20 protein-coding genes are annotated in these 16,096 nt (G+C 69.3%); 4 read left to right on the plus strand and 16 right to left on the minus strand.

The genetic code is table 11. The features are described 5' to 3' along the window. The 4 genes from JJB11_RS17950 to JJB11_RS26675 all read right to left on the minus strand — a co-directional run bounded on the left by JJB11_RS17950 (position 1) and on the right by JJB11_RS26675 (position 1,894). A complete protein-coding gene (locus tag JJB11_RS17950; protein WP_201174500.1) occupies positions 1 to 492 on the minus strand; it encodes a BON domain-containing protein in 492 nt (163 codons plus the stop codon). Next, positions 485 to 988: a hypothetical protein gene (locus tag JJB11_RS17955; protein WP_201174502.1), complete on the minus strand. Its 504-nt coding sequence runs from the start codon at positions 986 to 988 to the stop codon at positions 485 to 487. Before JJB11_RS17955 ends, JJB11_RS17950 begins: the two co-directional genes overlap by 8 nt. 205 nt (positions 989 to 1,193) lie before the next feature. Further along, positions 1,194 to 1,409, minus strand: a complete 216-nt coding sequence (locus JJB11_RS17960) for a hypothetical protein (RefSeq protein WP_201174504.1) — start codon at positions 1,407 to 1,409, stop codon at positions 1,194 to 1,196. A 257-nt stretch (positions 1,410 to 1,666) separates the two neighbouring features. Continuing rightward, complete coding sequence (locus tag JJB11_RS26675) at positions 1,667 to 1,894, minus strand: KGG domain-containing protein (protein WP_201174512.1); 228 nt, start codon at positions 1,892 to 1,894, stop codon at positions 1,667 to 1,669. 217 nt (positions 1,895 to 2,111) lie between these two features. Between JJB11_RS26675 and JJB11_RS17970 the strand changes: the two genes are divergently transcribed. Further along, positions 2,112 to 3,527, plus strand: a complete 1,416-nt coding sequence (locus tag JJB11_RS17970; protein ID WP_201174514.1) for a sensor histidine kinase — start codon at positions 2,112 to 2,114, stop codon at positions 3,525 to 3,527. Between the two features lie 16 nt (positions 3,528 to 3,543). Here JJB11_RS17970 and JJB11_RS17975 read toward each other — a convergent pair whose 3' ends face one another. The 7 genes from JJB11_RS17975 to pcp all read right to left on the minus strand — a co-directional run bounded on the left by JJB11_RS17975 (position 3,544) and on the right by pcp (position 9,333). Next, positions 3,544 to 4,137, minus strand: a complete 594-nt coding sequence (locus tag JJB11_RS17975) for a response regulator transcription factor (RefSeq protein WP_201174516.1) — start codon at positions 4,135 to 4,137, stop codon at positions 3,544 to 3,546. Positions 4,138 to 4,202: 65 nt separating this feature from the next. Next, positions 4,203 to 5,501 (minus strand): tryptophan--tRNA ligase, encoded by a 1,299-nt coding sequence (locus JJB11_RS17980; RefSeq protein WP_201174517.1) that lies wholly within the window; start codon positions 5,499 to 5,501, stop codon positions 4,203 to 4,205. 5 nt (positions 5,502 to 5,506) lie between these two features. After that, positions 5,507 to 6,175 (minus strand): site-2 protease family protein, encoded by a 669-nt coding sequence (locus JJB11_RS17985; protein WP_201174519.1) that lies wholly within the window; start codon positions 6,173 to 6,175, stop codon positions 5,507 to 5,509. A 22-nt stretch (positions 6,176 to 6,197) separates the two neighbouring features. Further along, positions 6,198 to 6,833, minus strand: coding sequence for an L-threonylcarbamoyladenylate synthase (locus tag JJB11_RS17990; RefSeq protein WP_201174529.1), 636 nt, complete (start codon positions 6,831 to 6,833; stop codon positions 6,198 to 6,200). Between the two features lie 3 nt (positions 6,834 to 6,836). Next, positions 6,837 to 7,739 carry an EamA family transporter gene (locus tag JJB11_RS17995; RefSeq protein WP_201964928.1) on the minus strand — a complete coding sequence of 301 codons (903 nt, stop codon included), beginning with the start codon at positions 7,737 to 7,739 and terminating at the stop codon, positions 6,837 to 6,839. Further along, positions 7,736 to 8,587, minus strand: coding sequence for a 3',5'-nucleoside bisphosphate phosphatase (locus JJB11_RS18000; RefSeq protein WP_201174533.1), 852 nt, complete (start codon positions 8,585 to 8,587; stop codon positions 7,736 to 7,738). Before JJB11_RS18000 ends, JJB11_RS17995 begins: the two co-directional genes overlap by 4 nt. A 113-nt stretch (positions 8,588 to 8,700) precedes the next feature. Next, positions 8,701 to 9,333 (minus strand): pyroglutamyl-peptidase I, encoded by a 633-nt coding sequence (gene pcp, locus JJB11_RS18005; protein WP_201964929.1) that lies wholly within the window; start codon positions 9,331 to 9,333, stop codon positions 8,701 to 8,703. 65 nt (positions 9,334 to 9,398) lie between these two features. On the opposite strand from pcp, the gene ypfJ reads away from it, so the two are divergent. Together ypfJ and JJB11_RS18015 are read left to right on the plus strand one after the other, a co-directional pair. Next, positions 9,399 to 10,268, plus strand: coding sequence for a KPN_02809 family neutral zinc metallopeptidase (gene ypfJ, locus JJB11_RS18010; RefSeq protein WP_201174537.1), 870 nt, complete (start codon positions 9,399 to 9,401; stop codon positions 10,266 to 10,268). 205 nt (positions 10,269 to 10,473) lie between these two features. After that, a complete protein-coding gene (locus tag JJB11_RS18015) occupies positions 10,474 to 11,886 on the plus strand; it encodes a DEAD/DEAH box helicase (RefSeq protein ID WP_201174539.1) in 1,413 nt (470 codons plus the stop codon). A 19-nt stretch (positions 11,887 to 11,905) separates the two neighbouring features. Here the strand turns inward: JJB11_RS18015 and JJB11_RS18020 are convergent, their stop codons facing one another. Beyond that, positions 11,906 to 12,736 (minus strand): symmetrical bis(5'-nucleosyl)-tetraphosphatase, encoded by an 831-nt coding sequence (locus JJB11_RS18020; RefSeq protein ID WP_201174541.1) that lies wholly within the window; start codon positions 12,734 to 12,736, stop codon positions 11,906 to 11,908. A gap of 77 nt (positions 12,737 to 12,813) precedes the next feature. Between JJB11_RS18020 and JJB11_RS18025 the strand changes: the two genes are divergently transcribed. Beyond that, positions 12,814 to 14,118 carry a hemolysin family protein gene (locus tag JJB11_RS18025; RefSeq protein WP_201175011.1) on the plus strand — a complete coding sequence of 435 codons (1,305 nt, stop codon included), beginning with the start codon at positions 12,814 to 12,816 and terminating at the stop codon, positions 14,116 to 14,118. Between the two features lie 18 nt (positions 14,119 to 14,136). Here the strand turns inward: JJB11_RS18025 and JJB11_RS18030 are convergent, their stop codons facing one another. From JJB11_RS18030 to JJB11_RS18045, 4 genes are all read right to left on the minus strand, one after another. Then, positions 14,137 to 14,478 carry a hypothetical protein gene (locus JJB11_RS18030; RefSeq protein WP_201174542.1) on the minus strand — a complete coding sequence of 114 codons (342 nt, stop codon included), beginning with the start codon at positions 14,476 to 14,478 and terminating at the stop codon, positions 14,137 to 14,139. Positions 14,479 to 14,555: 77 nt separating this feature from the next. After that, positions 14,556 to 14,948 (minus strand): fluoride efflux transporter CrcB, encoded by a 393-nt coding sequence (gene crcB / locus JJB11_RS18035; protein WP_201964931.1) that lies wholly within the window; start codon positions 14,946 to 14,948, stop codon positions 14,556 to 14,558. Then, complete coding sequence (locus JJB11_RS18040) at positions 14,945 to 15,628, minus strand: response regulator transcription factor (protein WP_201174545.1); 684 nt, start codon at positions 15,626 to 15,628, stop codon at positions 14,945 to 14,947. The genes crcB and JJB11_RS18040 overlap by 4 nt, the downstream gene beginning before the upstream one ends. Positions 15,629 to 15,689: 61 nt before the next feature. Next, positions 15,690 to 16,001: a hypothetical protein gene (locus JJB11_RS18045; protein ID WP_201174546.1), complete on the minus strand. Its 312-nt coding sequence runs from the start codon at positions 15,999 to 16,001 to the stop codon at positions 15,690 to 15,692. Positions 16,002 to 16,096 lie beyond the last annotated feature (95 nt).

Raw genomic sequence — 16,096 nt, forward strand, 5'->3', positions numbered from 1 at the left:
CTAGCCGCTCACGCTGCGCAGGGGAACAGGTTCGTGCAGACGGGTCGCCTCGCCCAGCGTGGCGTGCGCCGTTACGGCGTCGACCAGCCGGCGCACGCCCGGGATGCGCTGCACCTGTTCGAGCACGCCCTCGTGCTCCGCGGCCAGCACGCGGCCGCTGAGGCGCACCACGCCGTTGTCCACGCTGACGTGCAGCGCGCGCGGATGGCTCACCATGTGGTCCAGGGCAGCGCGGACGCGTTCGCGCAGTTCCGCGTCGCTGCGGGGGTCGCCATGGAGGCGGACCGAGGGCGCGCGGCGCGCGAAGCGGCCACGGCCGGCGCGGCGCTCCTGCGGGAAGCCGTCGCGCACCAGCGATGCCAGCAGCGCCCGCCGGCGGGCGCCGAGCTCCGGGTCCAGGTAGTACATCGCCAGCGCACCGGCGGCGGCCGCGCCGAGCGCGGACAGGGGCTTGTTCACTCCGTCCTCCGGGTCCTGGGTCGTGTCATGCATAGGTGGTGTCGTGTTGCGGCGGCGTGGGGGCGGGCGCGATGCGCAGGCGCGCGACCTGCTCCAGCCGGGCCAGCAAGGCCTGCAGCGCGAACCGGTGCTGGCGCCACAAGGCCAGGAAGCGCTTGTCGTGGTCCGATTCGAGCCAGTGTTCGGGATCGCGCAGCCAGAGCTGCTGCTGCATGCTCAGGAAATTGATCAGCCGGTTGTGCACGCCCAGCAGTTCGGCCATGTCACCCGCCAGTTCCGGGAACCAGGCGAGCCGGATGGTGCAGGCGGCATCGAGTGCAGCAGCGGCCTCCGGACCTTCGCCCGAGAACACGGCGGCGAGACGCTGGGAGCAGACCCACTGCGAATAGCGTTCCAGCGCGTGCAGCAGGCGCTCGGCCTGCTCGGCGCGCAGGTCCGTGCGGCGCTGATGCCGCGCGAGCGCCCAGCTCAGGACTCCCACGGCGAGGAGGGCAGGGGGCAGCCAGGTGAGGTACGTCGTCGTGTCCATGCGTTTCGTTGAGGCAGCGCGCCGGCGGGGTGGCACTTGTGCGTCCTGGCCCGTCGTTGCCGGTGCTGTGCCCGACCGGGCCGCGGCACCTGCGCGCGGTCCAATGCGTGCAAATGTTTCCGATAGTTTGCGAATGTGCACGGCGGCGTCCTGTCGGACATGCGCCGCGGCCGCTGTAGGCGGCGGCCCATTCGCGCGCGACAACTCAGAACAGCAGGTCGCGCACTCGGCGCCGCGCCGGGCTGCGCTGCGGCGCGAATTCTCGCGCGCGCTCGCGCCAGCGCGTCGCGAGCCGCGCGAAGCGCTCGCGGCAGCCGGGCTCGAAACAGTCCTGGCTGGCGAGGGTGTCGAGGTTGCGAGAGATCCGCTGGGCCAGCAGGTAGCGGTGTGCGGGCGCGGGCACCTGCATGAATGCCGTCATGAGGGCCAGCGTTGCCGTCCACAGTGCGCGGACGGCCGCTGTGAGTCGCAAGCGTTCGCCGGCCTCTGATGCAGATCGAGGCGGCACCAAGTCAAACGCCGGCGGAGAGCAAGCTCCGGCCGGCGTTGGGTGGAATCGGGCCGGCTCGGCGGCTGCGGTCTGTGCGGGTGGCATGAAGCCATCCTGCGAGCCGCGCCGGAGCCGTCCTGTGGGCGTGCTGGCACAGCGGTGGACCGCTGCGTCCTACGCCGAGCGGCTCAGGCGCGCGGGGCTTCGCTGCTGCTGACGCGGGCGTGGCGCTTCTTGCCGGCGGCGCGCGCTTCTTCGCTGGTGAACTCGTGCGCGTGGCCGCTCTGGTGGGCGGCGCGGCCGCCCAGGCTGGCGATTTCACGCTGGCGCTGCGGGTCCATTGCAGCGAAACCGCGCAGGGACTTCTTGGTTGCGGTCTTGACGTTGTCGGTGTCGTGAGCGGTTTGGGAATCCATGGGGGTCCTCGTCTAGGTTGGTCTGCGAACTTGGGCAGGCGCCCGGTGTCCAGGGTGTGCGCTGCCGGCTCGTGGCGTCAGGTCAACGCAACGGCAGAGTCTGTTCGCATTGCGCAGAGGGTCTTGTAGGACGATGCCTCTAGCTATGTCGGCGTGCTCCTTCGCACCTGCGGGGTGCGCCGGAAGTCGTTCTGCCCTTCCCCCTTAGACTCGCGCCATGAAATCGGAGACCTTTCCCCCCGCCTCGCCGTCGGCGGAGGCGCACTGGGTGGAGGGCGAGTTGGTGCGCAGCCTGCTGCGGACGCAACGCAATGCGCAGACGCTGGGACTGCTGCTGATGGCGGTGATCGTCGGCGTGCTGTGGGGCGACGTCTCGCCGGTGCCGCTGGCTGCCTGGGCGCTGCTCGGAGTGGTGGTCGCAGGCTGGCGCCTCTGGATCCTGCGTCGCTACGAACACGAGGTGATGGACCAGGGGACAGAGGAAATCCTCGCCTTCTTCCGCCGCTACCGGCTGGTGTGGCCCGCCTCCGCGCTCGTGTGGGGCTTGACGACGATGCTCTATTTCGACCGCTCGTCGCTCGCCGACCAGTTCATCTGCTGGCTCGCGATGGCAGGCCTCGCCATGCTGTCCATCAACAGCCTCTCCAGCCAGCTCGCCACCATGCGCGCGTCGCTGGACACGATGGCGGCTGCGGCGCTCGCGGTCATGGGCTGGCGCATGGTGGTGCAACTGCGGCTGCAAGGTCCTTCCTACCATTGGTGGCTGGTCGCCCTGCTGCTGGTGTTCTGGCAGGTGCTGCGGCACTCGGGCCAGCAACTGCACGAGACGCACAGACGCAACTTCGAGCTGCAGTTCCGCAATGCGCAACTGATCGACTCGCTCACGCGCCAGACCCAGGCCGCGCTCGATGCCGTGGAGATCAAGAACCGCTTCCTCGCCAGCGCGGCGCATGACATCCGGCAACCGGTGCACGCGCTGGGGCTCTACGCGGGCTGGCTAGGGACCGAGCCGGAACTGGTGCACGAACTCGCGCCCAAGATCGTGGAGTCGACCAAGGCCGTGAACCAGCTGTTCGACTCGCTGTTCGACCTGGCGCGGCTCGACTCCGGCAAGATCCGCCTGAACGTGGAGAGCGTGGACGTGTCCAAGCTGCTGCGCGACCTCGAAGTGCAGTACCGGCCGCTGTGCGAGGCCAAGGGCCTGCAGTTCCGCCTGCACCTGTGTCCCGGCACCGCGGTGTCGGACCCGATCCTGCTGCAGCGGATCCTGGGCAACCTGATCTCGAACGCGGTGAAGTACACGCAGGAAGGCGGCATCCTGGTCGCGTCGCGCTGCGAGGGGAACATCCTGCGCGTCGAGATCTGGGACACCGGCCTGGGCATTGCCGCCGTGCACCAGCGCGAGATCTTCCGCGAGTTCTACAAGGTGCCCACGCATGCGGGCACATCCGAGGGCTTCGGCCTGGGGCTCTACATCGTGGCGCGCCTGACGCACATCCTGGGCCACCCGCTCACGCTGCAGTCCCGCGTGGGCCGCGGGACGGTGTTCCGGCTGCGCCTGCTGCCCACCGATGCGCGCGCGGCGCAGGAGCGCTCGGTCCGCTCACTGGAGCAGATGGTGCCCGGGCGCTGAGGCCCGCAGGCGATGCTCACACGCCCAGCAGGCCGTGCGTGCGCGCGTAGTGGATCGTCTGCGTGCGGCTCTTCACGCCGAGGCGGCGGAACAGGCGCCAGAGGTGCACCTTCACCGTGTGCTCGCTGATGCCCAGTTCGTCCGCGATCTCGCGGTTGGACAGGCCCCGATCGAGCATCACGATCAACTGCTTCTGGCGCTTCGACAGCTTGTTGTCGGTGGGCGCCAGTTCCTCGAACTGCCCGTCGGCGGACAGCAGCGCGCGCAGCGCGTTGCCGATCTCCTGGGCGCCGGAGGACTTCTCGATGTAGATGTCCGCGCCGGATTCGATGCACGCTTCCTCCGCGTCGGCCGCCGGCGATGCGGACAGCACCGCCAGAGGCGTCTCGGGAAAGCGCTTCTTCAGTTCGTGCACGCCGGACGTGCCGGTGGTGTCGGGGAGCTTGAGGTCGAGGGTGATGAGGTCGGGTGCGCCGCGCTGTCGCACGGCGGCCTCGATGCCGCCGAGCCGCTCGAGCTCGACGACCTCTGCGCCCGGACGGATGCGGCGCAGCAGCATCACGACGGCCTCACGCATGAGCGGATGGTCGTCGATGACGTAGAGAGTCATAAATTGCGAGGCTTTTCTTGGGAAACGACAGACAAGGATAGCGCGTTCGCCGGGACACGTCCGTGCTAAATGCTTTGGTTTTCAGAACGGGTGAGGTCTTTCAGCGCCGCGATCACCTGTTCGGGCGGCACGCCCTCGGGCGTTTGCGCGTCCTGCGGCAGCGCCAGCGCGGACTTCATCGCGGCGATGCTTTGTCCCGCCTCCTTGGGCGAGGCGAAGCCGCGGCTTTGCAGCAGCAGCCGGCCCTGCGCATCGACGAACTTGAAATAGAAGAGCCCGTCGGATTCGCGGTACTGCTTGAAACTCGGCAAGCTGGCCTTCGCCTTGTCCTTCTTCGCCGCCCCGGCGATGCTCGCGAGGTTGCGCAGTCCGACGGCTTCGCGCAGTTCGCGCATCAGCGGCGTCGCCCGCGCGCGCGCCTTCGCCGCGCCGGCCTGCAGGATGCGCTCGAGTTCCTCCGGATGCGCCACGAGGTGTTCGTACTTCGCGCGCATCGGAGCGATCTCGGCATCGATGCGCTCGAACAGCATCTGCTTCGCATCGGCCCAGGAGATGCCGGCCGCGTACAGCTGGCGCAGCTTCTGCGTCTCCTCGGGCGAGGCGAAAGCCTGGTAAATCTGGAACAGCGCCGAGCCTTCCGTGTCCTTGGGCTCGCCCGGTGCGCGCGAGTCGGTCACGATCGAGAAGATCTGCTTGCGCACGTGCTCGCGCGGCGCGAACAGGCCGATCACGTTGTCGTAGCTCTTGCTCATCTTGCGGCCGTCGAGGCCGGGCAGCAGCGCCACCGCGTCGTCCACCTGCGCTTCGGGCAGCACGAGGTGCTCGCCGTACAGGTGGTTGAAGCTTTGTGCCATGTCGCGCGCCATCTCCAGGTGCTGGATCTGATCGCGGCCCACCGGGACCTTGTGCGCCTTGAACATGAGGATGTCCGCGCCCATCAGCACCGGGTACATGAACAGGCCCATGGTCACGTCCGCGTCCGGGTCGACGCCCGCGGCCGCGTTCTTGTCCACCTGCGCCTTGTAGGCGTGGGCCCGATTGAGCACGCCCTTGCCGGTCACGCAGGTGAGCAGCCAGGTGAGCTCGGTGATCTCGGGGATGTCCGACTGGCGATAGAAGAACACCTGCTCCGGGTCCAGGCCCGCAGCCAGCCAGCAGGCAGCGATCTCCAGCGTGGAGCGCTGGATGCGCGCGGGCTCGTCGCACTTGATCAGCGCGTGGTAGTCCGCCAGGAAGTAGAAGTTCTCGGTGCCGCTGCGGCGGCTGGCCTGCACGGCCGGCCGGATGGCCCCGACGTAGTTGCCCAGGTGGGGCGTGCCGGTGGTGGTGATGCCGGTGAGGAAGCGGACGACAGGGGCGCTCATGCGTGTCAGGACAACAGGAAATTCAGGGGGGTGAGGAGCAGGTCGAGGATGCGGTAGCCGACCGAGATCAGCGGCCGCAGCCAGAACGTGCTCACGACGCCGGCGACCACGAGGGCCATCACGATGAAGAAGCCCCAGGGCTCGACGCGCGAGAAGGCGATCGCCTGCCGCGGCGGCAGCAGGCCGGTGAGCACGCGGCCGCCATCGAGCGGAGGCAGTGGGAACAGGTTGAACGCCCACATCACGAGGTTGACCAGCACGCCGGCCTTCGCCATCTCCAGGAAGAAGCGCTCGGTGAGGCCGAAGCCCACGAGCACGGTGAACACGACGGCCCACAGGATCGCCTGGATGAAGTTCGAGACCGGCCCCGCGAGCGCGACCCACACGCTGTCCCGCTTGGGGTGGCGCAGGCGCCCGAAGTTCACCGGCACCGGCTTGGCATACCCGAACAGGAAAGCCCCGTGCGTGGCGAAGTACAGCATCAGCGGCATGAGGATGGTGCCGACCGGGTCGATGTGCTTGATCGGGTTCAGCGTCACGCGTCCCAACGCCGCCGCCGTGTTGTCGCCGAAGTGGCGGGCGACGTAGCCGTGCGCCGCCTCATGGATGGTGATCGCGAACAGCACCGGCAGCGCGAAGATCAGGACCGTCTGGATCAGGTTGTTGGATTCCACCGGGCCATTGTCTCAGACGGCTTCACAAGCCCAGCAGCGCGGGGTCGCCGCGGCCGCGGCGCACCAGCACCGGGTCGCCGCCGGTGGCCATGCCGGTGAGGTCCACGACGGTGGTCGGCTGGTCCGGGCAGGGCCCGGCGCCGATCACCGCGTCCAGCACCTTCTGGAAGCGCTCGCGGATCTGGTCCGGGTCGTTCAGCGGCTCGGTCTCGTCCGGGCCGATGAGGGTGGTGGCGAGCAGCGGTGCGCCGTGCGCCTCCAGCAGCGCCTGCAAGGCGGCGTGGTCCGGCACGCGCAGGCCGATGGTCTTGCGCTGCGGATGGCTCACGCGCCGCGGCACCTCGCGCGTGGCGTCGAGGATGAAGGTGAACGGCCCCGGCGTCGCGGACTTCAGCAGCCGATACTGGCGGTTGTCCACGCGCGCGTAGTTCGCCAGTTCGCTCAGGTCGCGACAGAGCAGGGTGAGGTGGTACTTGTCGTCGATGCGCCGGATCTGCCGCAGGCGGTCGGCCGCGGCCTTGTCGTCGAGGTGGCAGGCGATCGCATAGCTGGAGTCCGTGGGCACGGCGACCACGCCGCCGCCCGCGATGACCGCCGCCGCCTGCTTCAGCAGCCGCGGCTGCGGATTCTCCGGATGAAGGTCGAAGTATTGCGCCATAGATCAAGCCGCCGCGCGCCGCTCCAGCACCGTGAGCCAGGCGCCGGCCGCGCCGCAAACCGCGATCATGACGATTCCGGCGAGGGAGAGGTGGTCCGGAACGTGCGAGAACACCAGCACCCCGCCGAGCATGGCGAAGCCGATCTGGCTGTACAGGTAGGGTGTCAGCGTCGCCGCCGGTGCGCGGTAGTAGGCGAGGATGAGGGCGAAGTGGCCGATGGTGCCCATCAGGCCCATGAAGGCCATGCCCGCCCACAGCCACGGGTTGGGCACGGCGGTCCACACCAGCGGCACCAGCACCGACGCGACCAGCGTGCCGGTCCAGCCCGTGTAGAGGTGCATGGTGACCGGGTCTTCCGTGCGCGCGAGCCGGCTCGTGAGCACCTGGAACCAGGCGTTGCAGGCCACCAGCGCCAGCGGCAGCAGGCTGGTCCAGCCGAAGCTGCCGGCGCCCGGCCGGATGATCACGAGCGTGCCCGCGAAGCCGCCGGCCACCAGCGCCCAGCGCAGCGGCGAGACGCGTTCTTTGAGCACGCTCGCGGCCAGCAGCGTGATCACGAGCGGCGTGATCATCACGATCGCGGTGAATTCACCCACGGGCAGGTAGCGCAGCGCGAGTAACGCGAGGAAGCTGCTCGTGAGCAGGAGCATCCCGCGCACCAGCTGCCACGCGAGATGGCGCGTGCGCCAGACCTGCCGGCCGCGCAGCGGCAGCACGAGCGCGGTCGTCGCGACGGCTTGGAACAGGTAGCGGAACCACAGCGCCATCAGCAGTGGCACCGAGGCGCTCACCAGCTTCGAGGTGGTGTCGAGCGCCCCGAAGCAGGCGCTGGCGCCGACGACGAGGCCGATGCCCGCGAGCGCGCGCGGCGCATCCAGCGGGGCCGCCGCGGTCGCCGTCGTCACTGGATGCGGTCGGCCAGCAGCTCCCACACCGGGGTGAGTCCGCCCGGCAGGTAGGGCAGCCGGCCCAGGTCGGTGTGGCTTTCGTCGGGGCTGTGGAAGTCGCTGCCGCGCGAGGCGGCCAGGCCGAACTCCTTCGCCGTCTCGGCGTATTTCACGTACTCCGCGGCCGTGTGGCTGCCGGTCACCACTTCCACGCCGCGGCCGCCGTGCGCCTTAAATTCGCTGAACAGGGCGTATTCCTCGTTCGCGGTGAGCTTGTAGCGCGCCGGATGCGCGATCACCGCAGCGCCGCCCGCGTCGGTGATCCACTGCACCGCGTCCTTCAGCGAGGCCCAGCGGTGCGGCACGAAGCCCGGCTTGCCCTCCGTGAGGTAGCGGCGGAACACCTCGTTGGTGTCCTTGCACACACCGGTCTCCACCAGGAAGCGGGCGAAGTGCGTGCGCGAGATCAGCTCGGGGTTGCCGACGTACCGCAGCGCGCCGTCGTAGGCGTCCTTGATGCCCACCTGCGCCAGCCCCGCGGCGATTTCGCGCGCACGCTCGCCACGTCCGCCCCGCGTTTCCCGCAGCCCGCGTTGCATGCCGGCGTCGTCGGCAGCGAAGCCGAGGCCCACGATGTGCACGGTCTCGCCTGCAAAGGTCACCGAGATCTCCGTGCCCGTGAGATAGCGCATGCCGTGCGAACGCGCGGCGGCGGCGGCGCGTTGCTGGCCGCCGATCTCGTCATGGTCGGTCAGAGCCCAGAGTTCGACGCCGTTGGCGGCAGCGCGCGCGGCCAGGGCTTCGGGTTCGAGGGTACCGTCGGACACCACGGAATGACAGTGGAGGTCGGCGTTGAGGATGGACACGCCCCGATTCTAGGCTGCGCCTCGCGGCCTTGCCGGCGCAGGGGTACGCGCCGCAGCTCGCGGCACCGCATGCCCACTCTCGGTGCAGACGGCGGCCATGCCGTCGCGTGTGCTCAGTTCAGCGCGCCGGCTTCCTTGCGGATGTCGCGCGGCGTCGCCAGCGCGCAGGCGATCGCGATCTCCAGGCCGCGCACGATCTCGTCCAGCCGCATCGACGGCTGGCCCTGCTCGGGCAACCAGGGCACGTGCACCAGGCCGCCGCGCACGCCTTGCCACTGCGGCCGCGCGAGCAGGTGCATGAGGCCGAAGAAGGTGTGGTTGCACACGAAGGTGCCGGCGGTCTGCGAGACCTCCGCGCGCACGCCGGCGGCCACCAGCGCCTGCAGCATCGCCTTGATCGGCAGCGTGCTGAAATACGCGGCTGGTGCGCCGGGGATGACCGGGACGTCGATCGGCTGGGCGCCCGCGTTGTCGGGGATCCGGGCGTCGTTCACGTTGATGGCCACCCGCTCCAGCGACAGGGCGGTGCGCCCGCCAGCCTGGCCGGTGCACAGCACCAGTTGCGGCCGGTGTTCGTCCAGCAGGGCTTCCAGCCTCTGCAGCGACGCGCCGAAAACCGTCGGGATCTCAGCGCCGACGATGCGGTGTCCGGCGATGTCGCGGCCATGCAGCGCGTGCACGGCGTGCCAGCTGGGATTGGTGGGGCTGCCCCCGAACGGGTCGAAACCCGTCACCAGAACGGACATCGGACTACGCCCGGACGGGCTGGGACTGGATAGCATCGGGTCACTCTACAGCAGGAGAAAAGCACATGCGCTGGGAAGGTAACCGGGAGTCCTCGAACGTGGAGGACAGGCGCGATGGCGGCGGCGGGGGCTTCGGCCTTGGCGGCGGCACCATCAGCATCGGCGCGATCGTCATCGCGCTCATCGGCGGCGCGGTGCTGGGCGTGAATCCCCTCACCCTGCTGGGCCTGATGACGGGCGGCGGCGGCGCGCCCGTCTCGCAGCAGGCGCCCGCGCATCCGCCGCCGGCCAACGACCAGGAGGCGCGCTTCGTCTCCACGGTGCTGGCCGACACGGAAGACGTGTGGACCGACCTGTTCCGGCAGGGCGGGGCCACCTACCATCCGCCCAAGCTGGTCCTGTACCGCGGCTCCATCCGCACCGGCTGCGGCGCCGGGCAGGCGGCGATGGGCCCGTTCTACTGCCCCGAAGACCAGAAGGTCTACATCGACCTGAGCTTCTACGACACGCTGAAGACCCAACTCGGCGCGCCCGGCGACTTCGCGCAGGCCTATGTGATCGCGCATGAAGTCGGCCATCACGTGCAGGACGAACTGGGCATCACGCAGCAGGTGGAGCGCGCACGTGCGAACGACTCGCCGGCGCAGGCCAATGCGCTGAGCGTGCGGGTGGAACTGCAAGCGGACTGCTTCGCGGGCGTGTGGGCCAACCACGCGCAGAAGGCGCGCAACATCCTGGAGCAGGGCGACATCGAGGAAGCGATGAACGCCGCACAGAAGATCGGCGACGACGCCCTCCAGAAAGCCGCCGGCCGCGCCGTGGTGCCCGAGAGCTTCACCCACGGCACCAGCGCCCAACGCCAGCACTGGTTCTCCACCGGCCTGCAAAACGGCACCGTCAAGTCCTGCGACACGTTCAACACGGCGCATCTTTGAAGGCGGGGGCCCCCGAAGCGGGAGCAACGACCAACAACCGGACGCAGAGGACGCAGAGGTTACGCAGAGGACGCAAAAGGATCCATCAGGAATTTGGATTTCTTCTGCGTCCTTTCGCTTTTTTGCGACCTCTGCGTCCGGCAGCCCGCTCCCCGCTTTTGGGCTCTTGGCACAGTTTTTGATGCGGTGCGACAATACGTAGTTGATGTCCGAATCCGCATTCTCCAAACTTTCGCTGGCTGAGCCGCTCGCCCGTGCCGTGGCCGAGATGGGCTACGAGTCCATGACTCCCATCCAGGAGCAGGCCATTCCCGTGGTGCTCACGGGCAAGGACGTGATGGGGGCGGCGCAGACCGGGACCGGCAAGACGGCCGCGTTCTCCCTGCCGCTGCTGCAGCGCCTCCTGAAGCACGAGAACTCGTCCACGTCGCCGGCGCGCCATCCCGTTCGTGCCCTGGTGCTGCTGCCCACGCGCGAGCTGGCCGACCAGGTCGCGCAACAGGTCAAGCTGTACGCGAAGCACACCAACTTGCGCAGCGCGGTGGTGTTCGGCGGGATGGACATGAAGCCGCAGACCGCCGAACTCAAGCGCGGCGTCGAGGTGCTCGTCGCCACGCCCGGACGCCTGCTGGATCACATCGAGGCCAAGAACTGCGTGCTGAACCAGGTCGAGTACGTCGTGCTCGACGAGGCCGACCGCATGCTGGACATCGGCTTCCTGCCGGACCTGCAGCGCATCCTGTCGTACCTGCCCAAGCAGCGCACGACCCTGCTGTTCTCCGCGACCTTCTCGCCCGAGATCAAGCGCCTGGCCAACAGCTACCTGAACGATCCCGTCACGATCGAGGTCTCGCGCCCCAACACCACCGCCTCCACCGTCGAACAGCACTTCTACAGCACGCCCGACGACGACAAGCGCCGCGCGCTGCGCCAGATCGTGCGCCAGCGCGGGCTGACGCAGGCCTTCGTGTTCGTGAACAGCAAGCTGGGTTGCGCGCGGCTGGCGCGTTCGCTGGAGCGCGAGGGCCTCAAGACCACGGCGCTGCACGGCGACAAGAGCCAGGACGAACGCCTGAAGGCGCTCGACGCCTTCAAGAAGGGGGAGGTCGACCTGCTGGTGGCGACCGACGTCGCCGCGCGCGGGCTCGACATCAAGGACGTGCCCGCGGTGTTCAACTTCGACGTGCCCTTCAACCCAGAGGACTACATCCACCGCATCGGCCGCACCGGCCGCGCCGGCGCCTCCGGCCTCGCAGTGACGCTGGTGTCGCCCGGCGACCAGCGCCTGATGGGCGACCTGGAAAAGCTGCTGAAGCGCAAGATCGAGATCGAGCCGCTCGAGTTCGACGACGAGCGACCGCGCGGCCGCATCAACGACGGCCGCCGCGCCTGGCGCAGCGAAGAGGACGAGCGTCCGGCGCGTTTCGACGAGCGCCGGCGCGAGCAGCGCAGCGGCCCCGCGTCGCCGCCCAAGGACCCGTTCTTCGACCAGCCCTACGAGACGCCGCAGGTCCAGGAGCCTCCCGCCTGGGAAGCCGGCGCCAAGCCGGCCAGCACCCGCATCTCGGCCAACATCAAGACCAAGCGCAAGGTCGCGGCGCTGTTCAAGTCGGAGTAGACGCGCGCGCTGCGCGCAGTCATTCCCCCGGCGCCTGCGCCTGTTCGCAGGTCTCCTGGATCAACTCGTGGTCGCCGTCTTCGGCGAGCCGCAGCGCGCTCAGGCAGCCGCCCCACACGCAGCCGGTGTCCAGCGAGATGAGGTCGGGCCGCCGCAGGTAGCCGAGGGTGGACCAGTGACCGAAGGCGATGGTCTGGCCCGCGCTGCGCCGTCCCGGCACGTCGAACCAGGCCAGCATGCCGGGCGGCGCCTGGTCCAGCCGGCCCGAGGCCTTCAGGTCCATGACGCCGTCGGGCGTGCAGAAGCGCAGCCGCGTGAGCGCGTTGACGATGACGCGCAGGCGGTCGGCGCCGGTGAGCGCATCGTCCCAGCGATCGGGCCGGTTGCCCCACATCTGCGCGAGGAAGCCGGCTAGCGCGGGCCCGCGCAGCACCGCCTCCACTTCGCCGGCCAGCGCCAGCGTCTTCGCGAGGTCCCACGCGGGCAGCACGCCGCCATGGACCATCAGGATGCCGTGCGCGTGGATCGCCATCGAGCGATGCCGCAGCCATTCCAGCATCGCGTCGCGGTCCGGCGCAGCGAGGATCTCGTCCATCGTGTCGTTGCGGTGCGGCGCGCGATGGCCCTGCGCCACTGCCAGCAGGCTCAGGTCGTGGTTGCCCAGCAGGCAATGGGCCGCATCGCCATACCCCATGAGCCGGCGCAGCACCGCGGCCGACGCGGGTCCGCGGTTCACCAGGTCGCCGAGCACGTACAGCGTGTCGCGGCTCGGGGAAAAGCCGATCTTGGCCAGCAGGCGCCCCAGGGGAGCGTCGCAGCCCTGGATGTCGCCGATCAGGTAATGGGGCATGGGTAGTGGCGCGGCGCCGGTTCTGCGGCCGGCAGGCCTTGCAGTACAGTGCAATGCTCCCGATTCTGTCCCCATTCATGGATTTCCTGCTGATCGCGCTGCTCACTGTGCTCAATGGCCTGTTCGCCATGTCCGAGATGGCTCTGGCCTCCTCGCGGCGGGCGCGGCTGGCGGTGCTGGCCGAGGACGGTGACGGCGGCGCGCAGGCGGCACTGAAGCTGCTGGACCAGCCGACCCAGTTCCTGTCCACGGTGCAGGTGGGCATCACCTCGATCGGCGTCATCAACGGCATCATCGGCGAGGCCGCCTTCAGCGAGGGCGTGGCTGCCTGGCTGCGCGGCTTCGGCATGCCGCAGCGCGCATCCGCCGTCACGGCCACGGCCATCGTCGTGGCCATCATCACCTACATCACCATCCTGCTCGGCGAGCTGGTGCCCAAGCGCATCGGCCAGATCTATCCCGAACAGATCGCGCGCTTCATGGCGCGGCCGATGCGCTGGCTGTCGCGGGCGGCCGGGCCGTTCGTGCGGGTGCTGTCCGCCTCCACGCAAGCGATCCTCAAGCTGCTGGCGATCGACACGCGCAAGCGCAACGTCACCGAGGAAGAGATCGCGCACAGCCTGGAAGAGGGGGTGCAGGCCGGCGTGATCGAGCAGCACGAGCACCAGATGGTGCGCAACGTGTTCCACCTGGACGACCGGCCGCTCACTTCGATGATGGTGCCGCGCACGGACGTGCAGTGGCTGGAGGCCACGATGAGCGTGCGCGACGCCCTCAAGCGCGCCGGCGAGATCGAGGCGCATTCCTGGTACCCCGTCTGCCGCGGTTCGCTCGACGACGTGGTCGGCCTGGTGAGCGTGTCACGCCTGATCTCGCTCGGGCCGCAGCACGAGGGGCCGATCGAGCCGCACGCGCTCCCGGCGCTGTTCGTGCCGGAGACGCTCACCGGCATGGAGCTGCTGGAGCAGTTCCGCATGCAGGCAGCGCGCCTGGTCTTCGTGGTGGACGAATACGGTGTGGTGCAGGGGCTGCTGACCCCGCACGACCTGCTGGAAGCGATCACCGGCGAGCTGCAGCCCGCCCTGGAGCACGAGGCGTGGGCCACGCAGCGCGAGGACGGCTCCTGGCTCCTCGACGGCCTCATGCCCGTGTCCGAACTGAAGGCGCGCCTGGAGATCCGCGAGCTGCCCGAGGAGGACAAGGGCCGCTACAACACGCTGGCCGGCCTCCTCATGGCGGTGTCGGGCCACCTGCCGGAGGTCGGCGAGCGCATCGACTGCGGCGAGTGGGTGTTCGAAGTGGTCGACCTCGACGGCCGCCGCATCGACAAGGTGCTGGCGCAGCCCGTGCCGGAGCCCGCGGACGCCGCAGCCGGCGACTAGGCAGGCCGCGGGACCCGCTCAGGCGTGCGCCTGGCGTCCCGCGAACTGCGCGGGATCGATCACTTCCAGCGCGCCGTCGGCGACCAGCTGCATCAGCAGGCTATCGAGCTCGTGCGGCGCCATGCGGCAGCGCGCGAGCAGCCAGCGGCGGTTCACGGGCTGGCTGCTCATGACCGAGAGGATGCGATAGACCTCCGCAGTGCGCCCGTGCTCGGGCAACTGCGGCCAGGATTTCATGCGGAAGATCAGGTCCGGCTGGGGCGTCGTGCCGCCCACGAAGGGCAGGGTGGCCCGGAACGGGCCAGGGGAAGGCTCCTTGCGCCAGGCGCCGAACAACCCGCGAAGCGTCAATGTAAGCATGCTTCCAGTCTCGCGTACGGCCGAGCATGCCCGCTAGGTGAATCGGACGGTCGAGCTACGGCGATTGCCTACGCGTCCTAGGACAACGCGCGTGCGGTCGCAAAGCCGAGAGTGGTGAGCACCAGCGAACCCGCCAGGTGCGTGACGGCGACCACCAGGGCGGGACCATATCGTCCTTCATACAAATGGCTTACCACCTCCGCGGAGTAGGTGGAGAAGGTGGTGAGGCCGCCGAGGAACCCGGTGACGACGAACAGGCGCAGTTGCGGCGGCAGTTCGGGGTGGTGGCCCAGCCAGCCAATTGCCAGCCCGACGAGATAGCCGCCGGCGAGGTTGGCGAGGAGGGTTCCCAGCGGCAGGGCGGTCCAGCCCGGGTTGAAGCGCACCGCGAGCAGCCAGCGCAGCAAGGCGCCGAGCGACGCGCCGGCGCTGATCGCGATCACCGACAGCAGCGTCCCCGCGCCGTTCACGCGCGCTGGTCCTGGGCGATGCGGTAGCCGACTCCGCGCACGGTCTGGATGACGGCCTCGCCGAGCTTGCGGCGCAGGTGGTGCACGTGCACTTCGACGGCGCCGCCGTCGCCCACGCGGTTGCCGCTGCGCGCCTGGATGTCGGCGCGGCTCAGGGCCTTGGGACGATCTTCCAGCAAGGCCAGCAGCACGGCGAATTCCTGTTCCGTGAGTTCGACCGGCTGGCCCGCCTTCTGCACGAAGCGGCTGTTCGGGTCGACCACCACGTCGCCGCAGGTGATGAGGCCCGCGGCGAGGGTGGTGCGCCGGCGCAGCAGCGCGCGCAGCACGGCGCCCACTTCCTCCAGGTGCACCGGCTTGATGATGTAGCCGTCGGCCCCGAGGTCCAGCGCGGTGAGGCGCGAGCGCAACTGTGAGCGCGCGGAGATCACCAGCACCGGCGTTTTCGGGTCCGGCAGTTCACCCGCGGGCGAGCGGCGCAGCTTCTGCAGCAGGTCAGTGCCTTCGCCGTCCGGCAAGCTCAGGTCCAGCAGCACGAAGTCGAAGGAGGACTGCGCGAGGCTCTTCCAGGCCGAGGCGAGGTCCTCGCGGACTTCGGCCTGCCATTGCTGCTTGCGCACCAGCCCGGCAAGGGCGGCAGCGGTGGTGGGGTCGTCTTCGACAATCAGCGCGCGGGTCATGCACTATCCTGGGGTCGAGCCCCGAGGATAGTGCATCGCGCTGACTGTCCCATGACAGGGGTCAGGCCGAGAGTTCGGGCTTCAGTTCGGAGGCGGGGATGATGCCCTGGTCGCCGTCTTCGTAGATCAGGTAGGCGGCGTTGCCGACCATGCGCCAGCAGGCCTGGAAGCGCTGGCCCTGGAACATGGCGGACGCGGCGTGGAATTCCTCCGCGGTCCCCGGCTCGATGCGGCTCAGGACGAGCTCGCTCTTGCAGGTGGCGTCGGAGAGGCGGACGGAGTCGTCGCCCTGGCGGGCGATCAGTTCCTGGGCAAAGGAGGGCGCGACGGCGAAGGCGGCAGCAACGGCGGCGCAGAACACGACGGCTTTCATCAAGGACTCCACTGGTTGTGCGCGCCCTGCGGCTACGGATGCATCCTGCAGGCCTGCGCTGGATGGAGCCCATGGTGGGTCCGCCGTGGAAACGG

It is taken from the genome of Ramlibacter ginsenosidimutans, assembly GCF_016654015.1.
GTDB classification, from domain to species: domain Bacteria; phylum Pseudomonadota; class Gammaproteobacteria; order Burkholderiales; family Burkholderiaceae_C; genus Ramlibacter; species Ramlibacter ginsenosidimutans.

Bases quoted from the DNA above. Each gene is read 5' to 3' on its own strand.
- JJB11_RS17950 (WP_201174500.1), bottom strand. From the start codon at position 492: ATGCATGACACGACCCAGGACCCGGAGGACGGAGTGAACAAGCCCCTG.
- JJB11_RS17955 (WP_201174502.1), bottom strand. From the start codon at position 988: ATGGACACGACGACGTACCTCACCTGGCTGCCCCCTGCCCTCCTCGCC.
- JJB11_RS17960 (WP_201174504.1), bottom strand. From the start codon at position 1,409: ATGACGGCATTCATGCAGGTGCCCGCGCCCGCACACCGCTACCTGCTG.
- JJB11_RS26675 (WP_201174512.1), bottom strand. From the start codon at position 1,894: ATGGATTCCCAAACCGCTCACGACACCGACAACGTCAAGACCGCAACC.
- JJB11_RS17970 (WP_201174514.1), top strand. From the start codon at position 2,112: ATGAAATCGGAGACCTTTCCCCCCGCCTCGCCGTCGGCGGAGGCGCAC.
- JJB11_RS17975 (WP_201174516.1), bottom strand. From the start codon at position 4,137: ATGACTCTCTACGTCATCGACGACCATCCGCTCATGCGTGAGGCCGTC.
- JJB11_RS17980 (WP_201174517.1), bottom strand. From the start codon at position 5,501: ATGAGCGCCCCTGTCGTCCGCTTCCTCACCGGCATCACCACCACCGGC.
- JJB11_RS17990 (WP_201174529.1), bottom strand. From the start codon at position 6,833: ATGGCGCAATACTTCGACCTTCATCCGGAGAATCCGCAGCCGCGGCTG.
- pcp (WP_201964929.1), bottom strand. From the start codon at position 9,333: ATGTCCGTTCTGGTGACGGGTTTCGACCCGTTCGGGGGCAGCCCCACC.
- ypfJ (WP_201174537.1), top strand. From the start codon at position 9,399: ATGCGCTGGGAAGGTAACCGGGAGTCCTCGAACGTGGAGGACAGGCGC.
- JJB11_RS18015 (WP_201174539.1), top strand. From the start codon at position 10,474: ATGTCCGAATCCGCATTCTCCAAACTTTCGCTGGCTGAGCCGCTCGCC.
- JJB11_RS18020 (WP_201174541.1), bottom strand. From the start codon at position 12,736: ATGCCCCATTACCTGATCGGCGACATCCAGGGCTGCGACGCTCCCCTG.
- JJB11_RS18025 (WP_201175011.1), top strand. From the start codon at position 12,814: ATGGATTTCCTGCTGATCGCGCTGCTCACTGTGCTCAATGGCCTGTTC.
- JJB11_RS18030 (WP_201174542.1), bottom strand. From the start codon at position 14,478: ATGCTTACATTGACGCTTCGCGGGTTGTTCGGCGCCTGGCGCAAGGAG.
- JJB11_RS18040 (WP_201174545.1), bottom strand. From the start codon at position 15,628: ATGACCCGCGCGCTGATTGTCGAAGACGACCCCACCACCGCTGCCGCC.
- JJB11_RS18045 (WP_201174546.1), bottom strand. From the start codon at position 16,001: ATGAAAGCCGTCGTGTTCTGCGCCGCCGTTGCTGCCGCCTTCGCCGTC.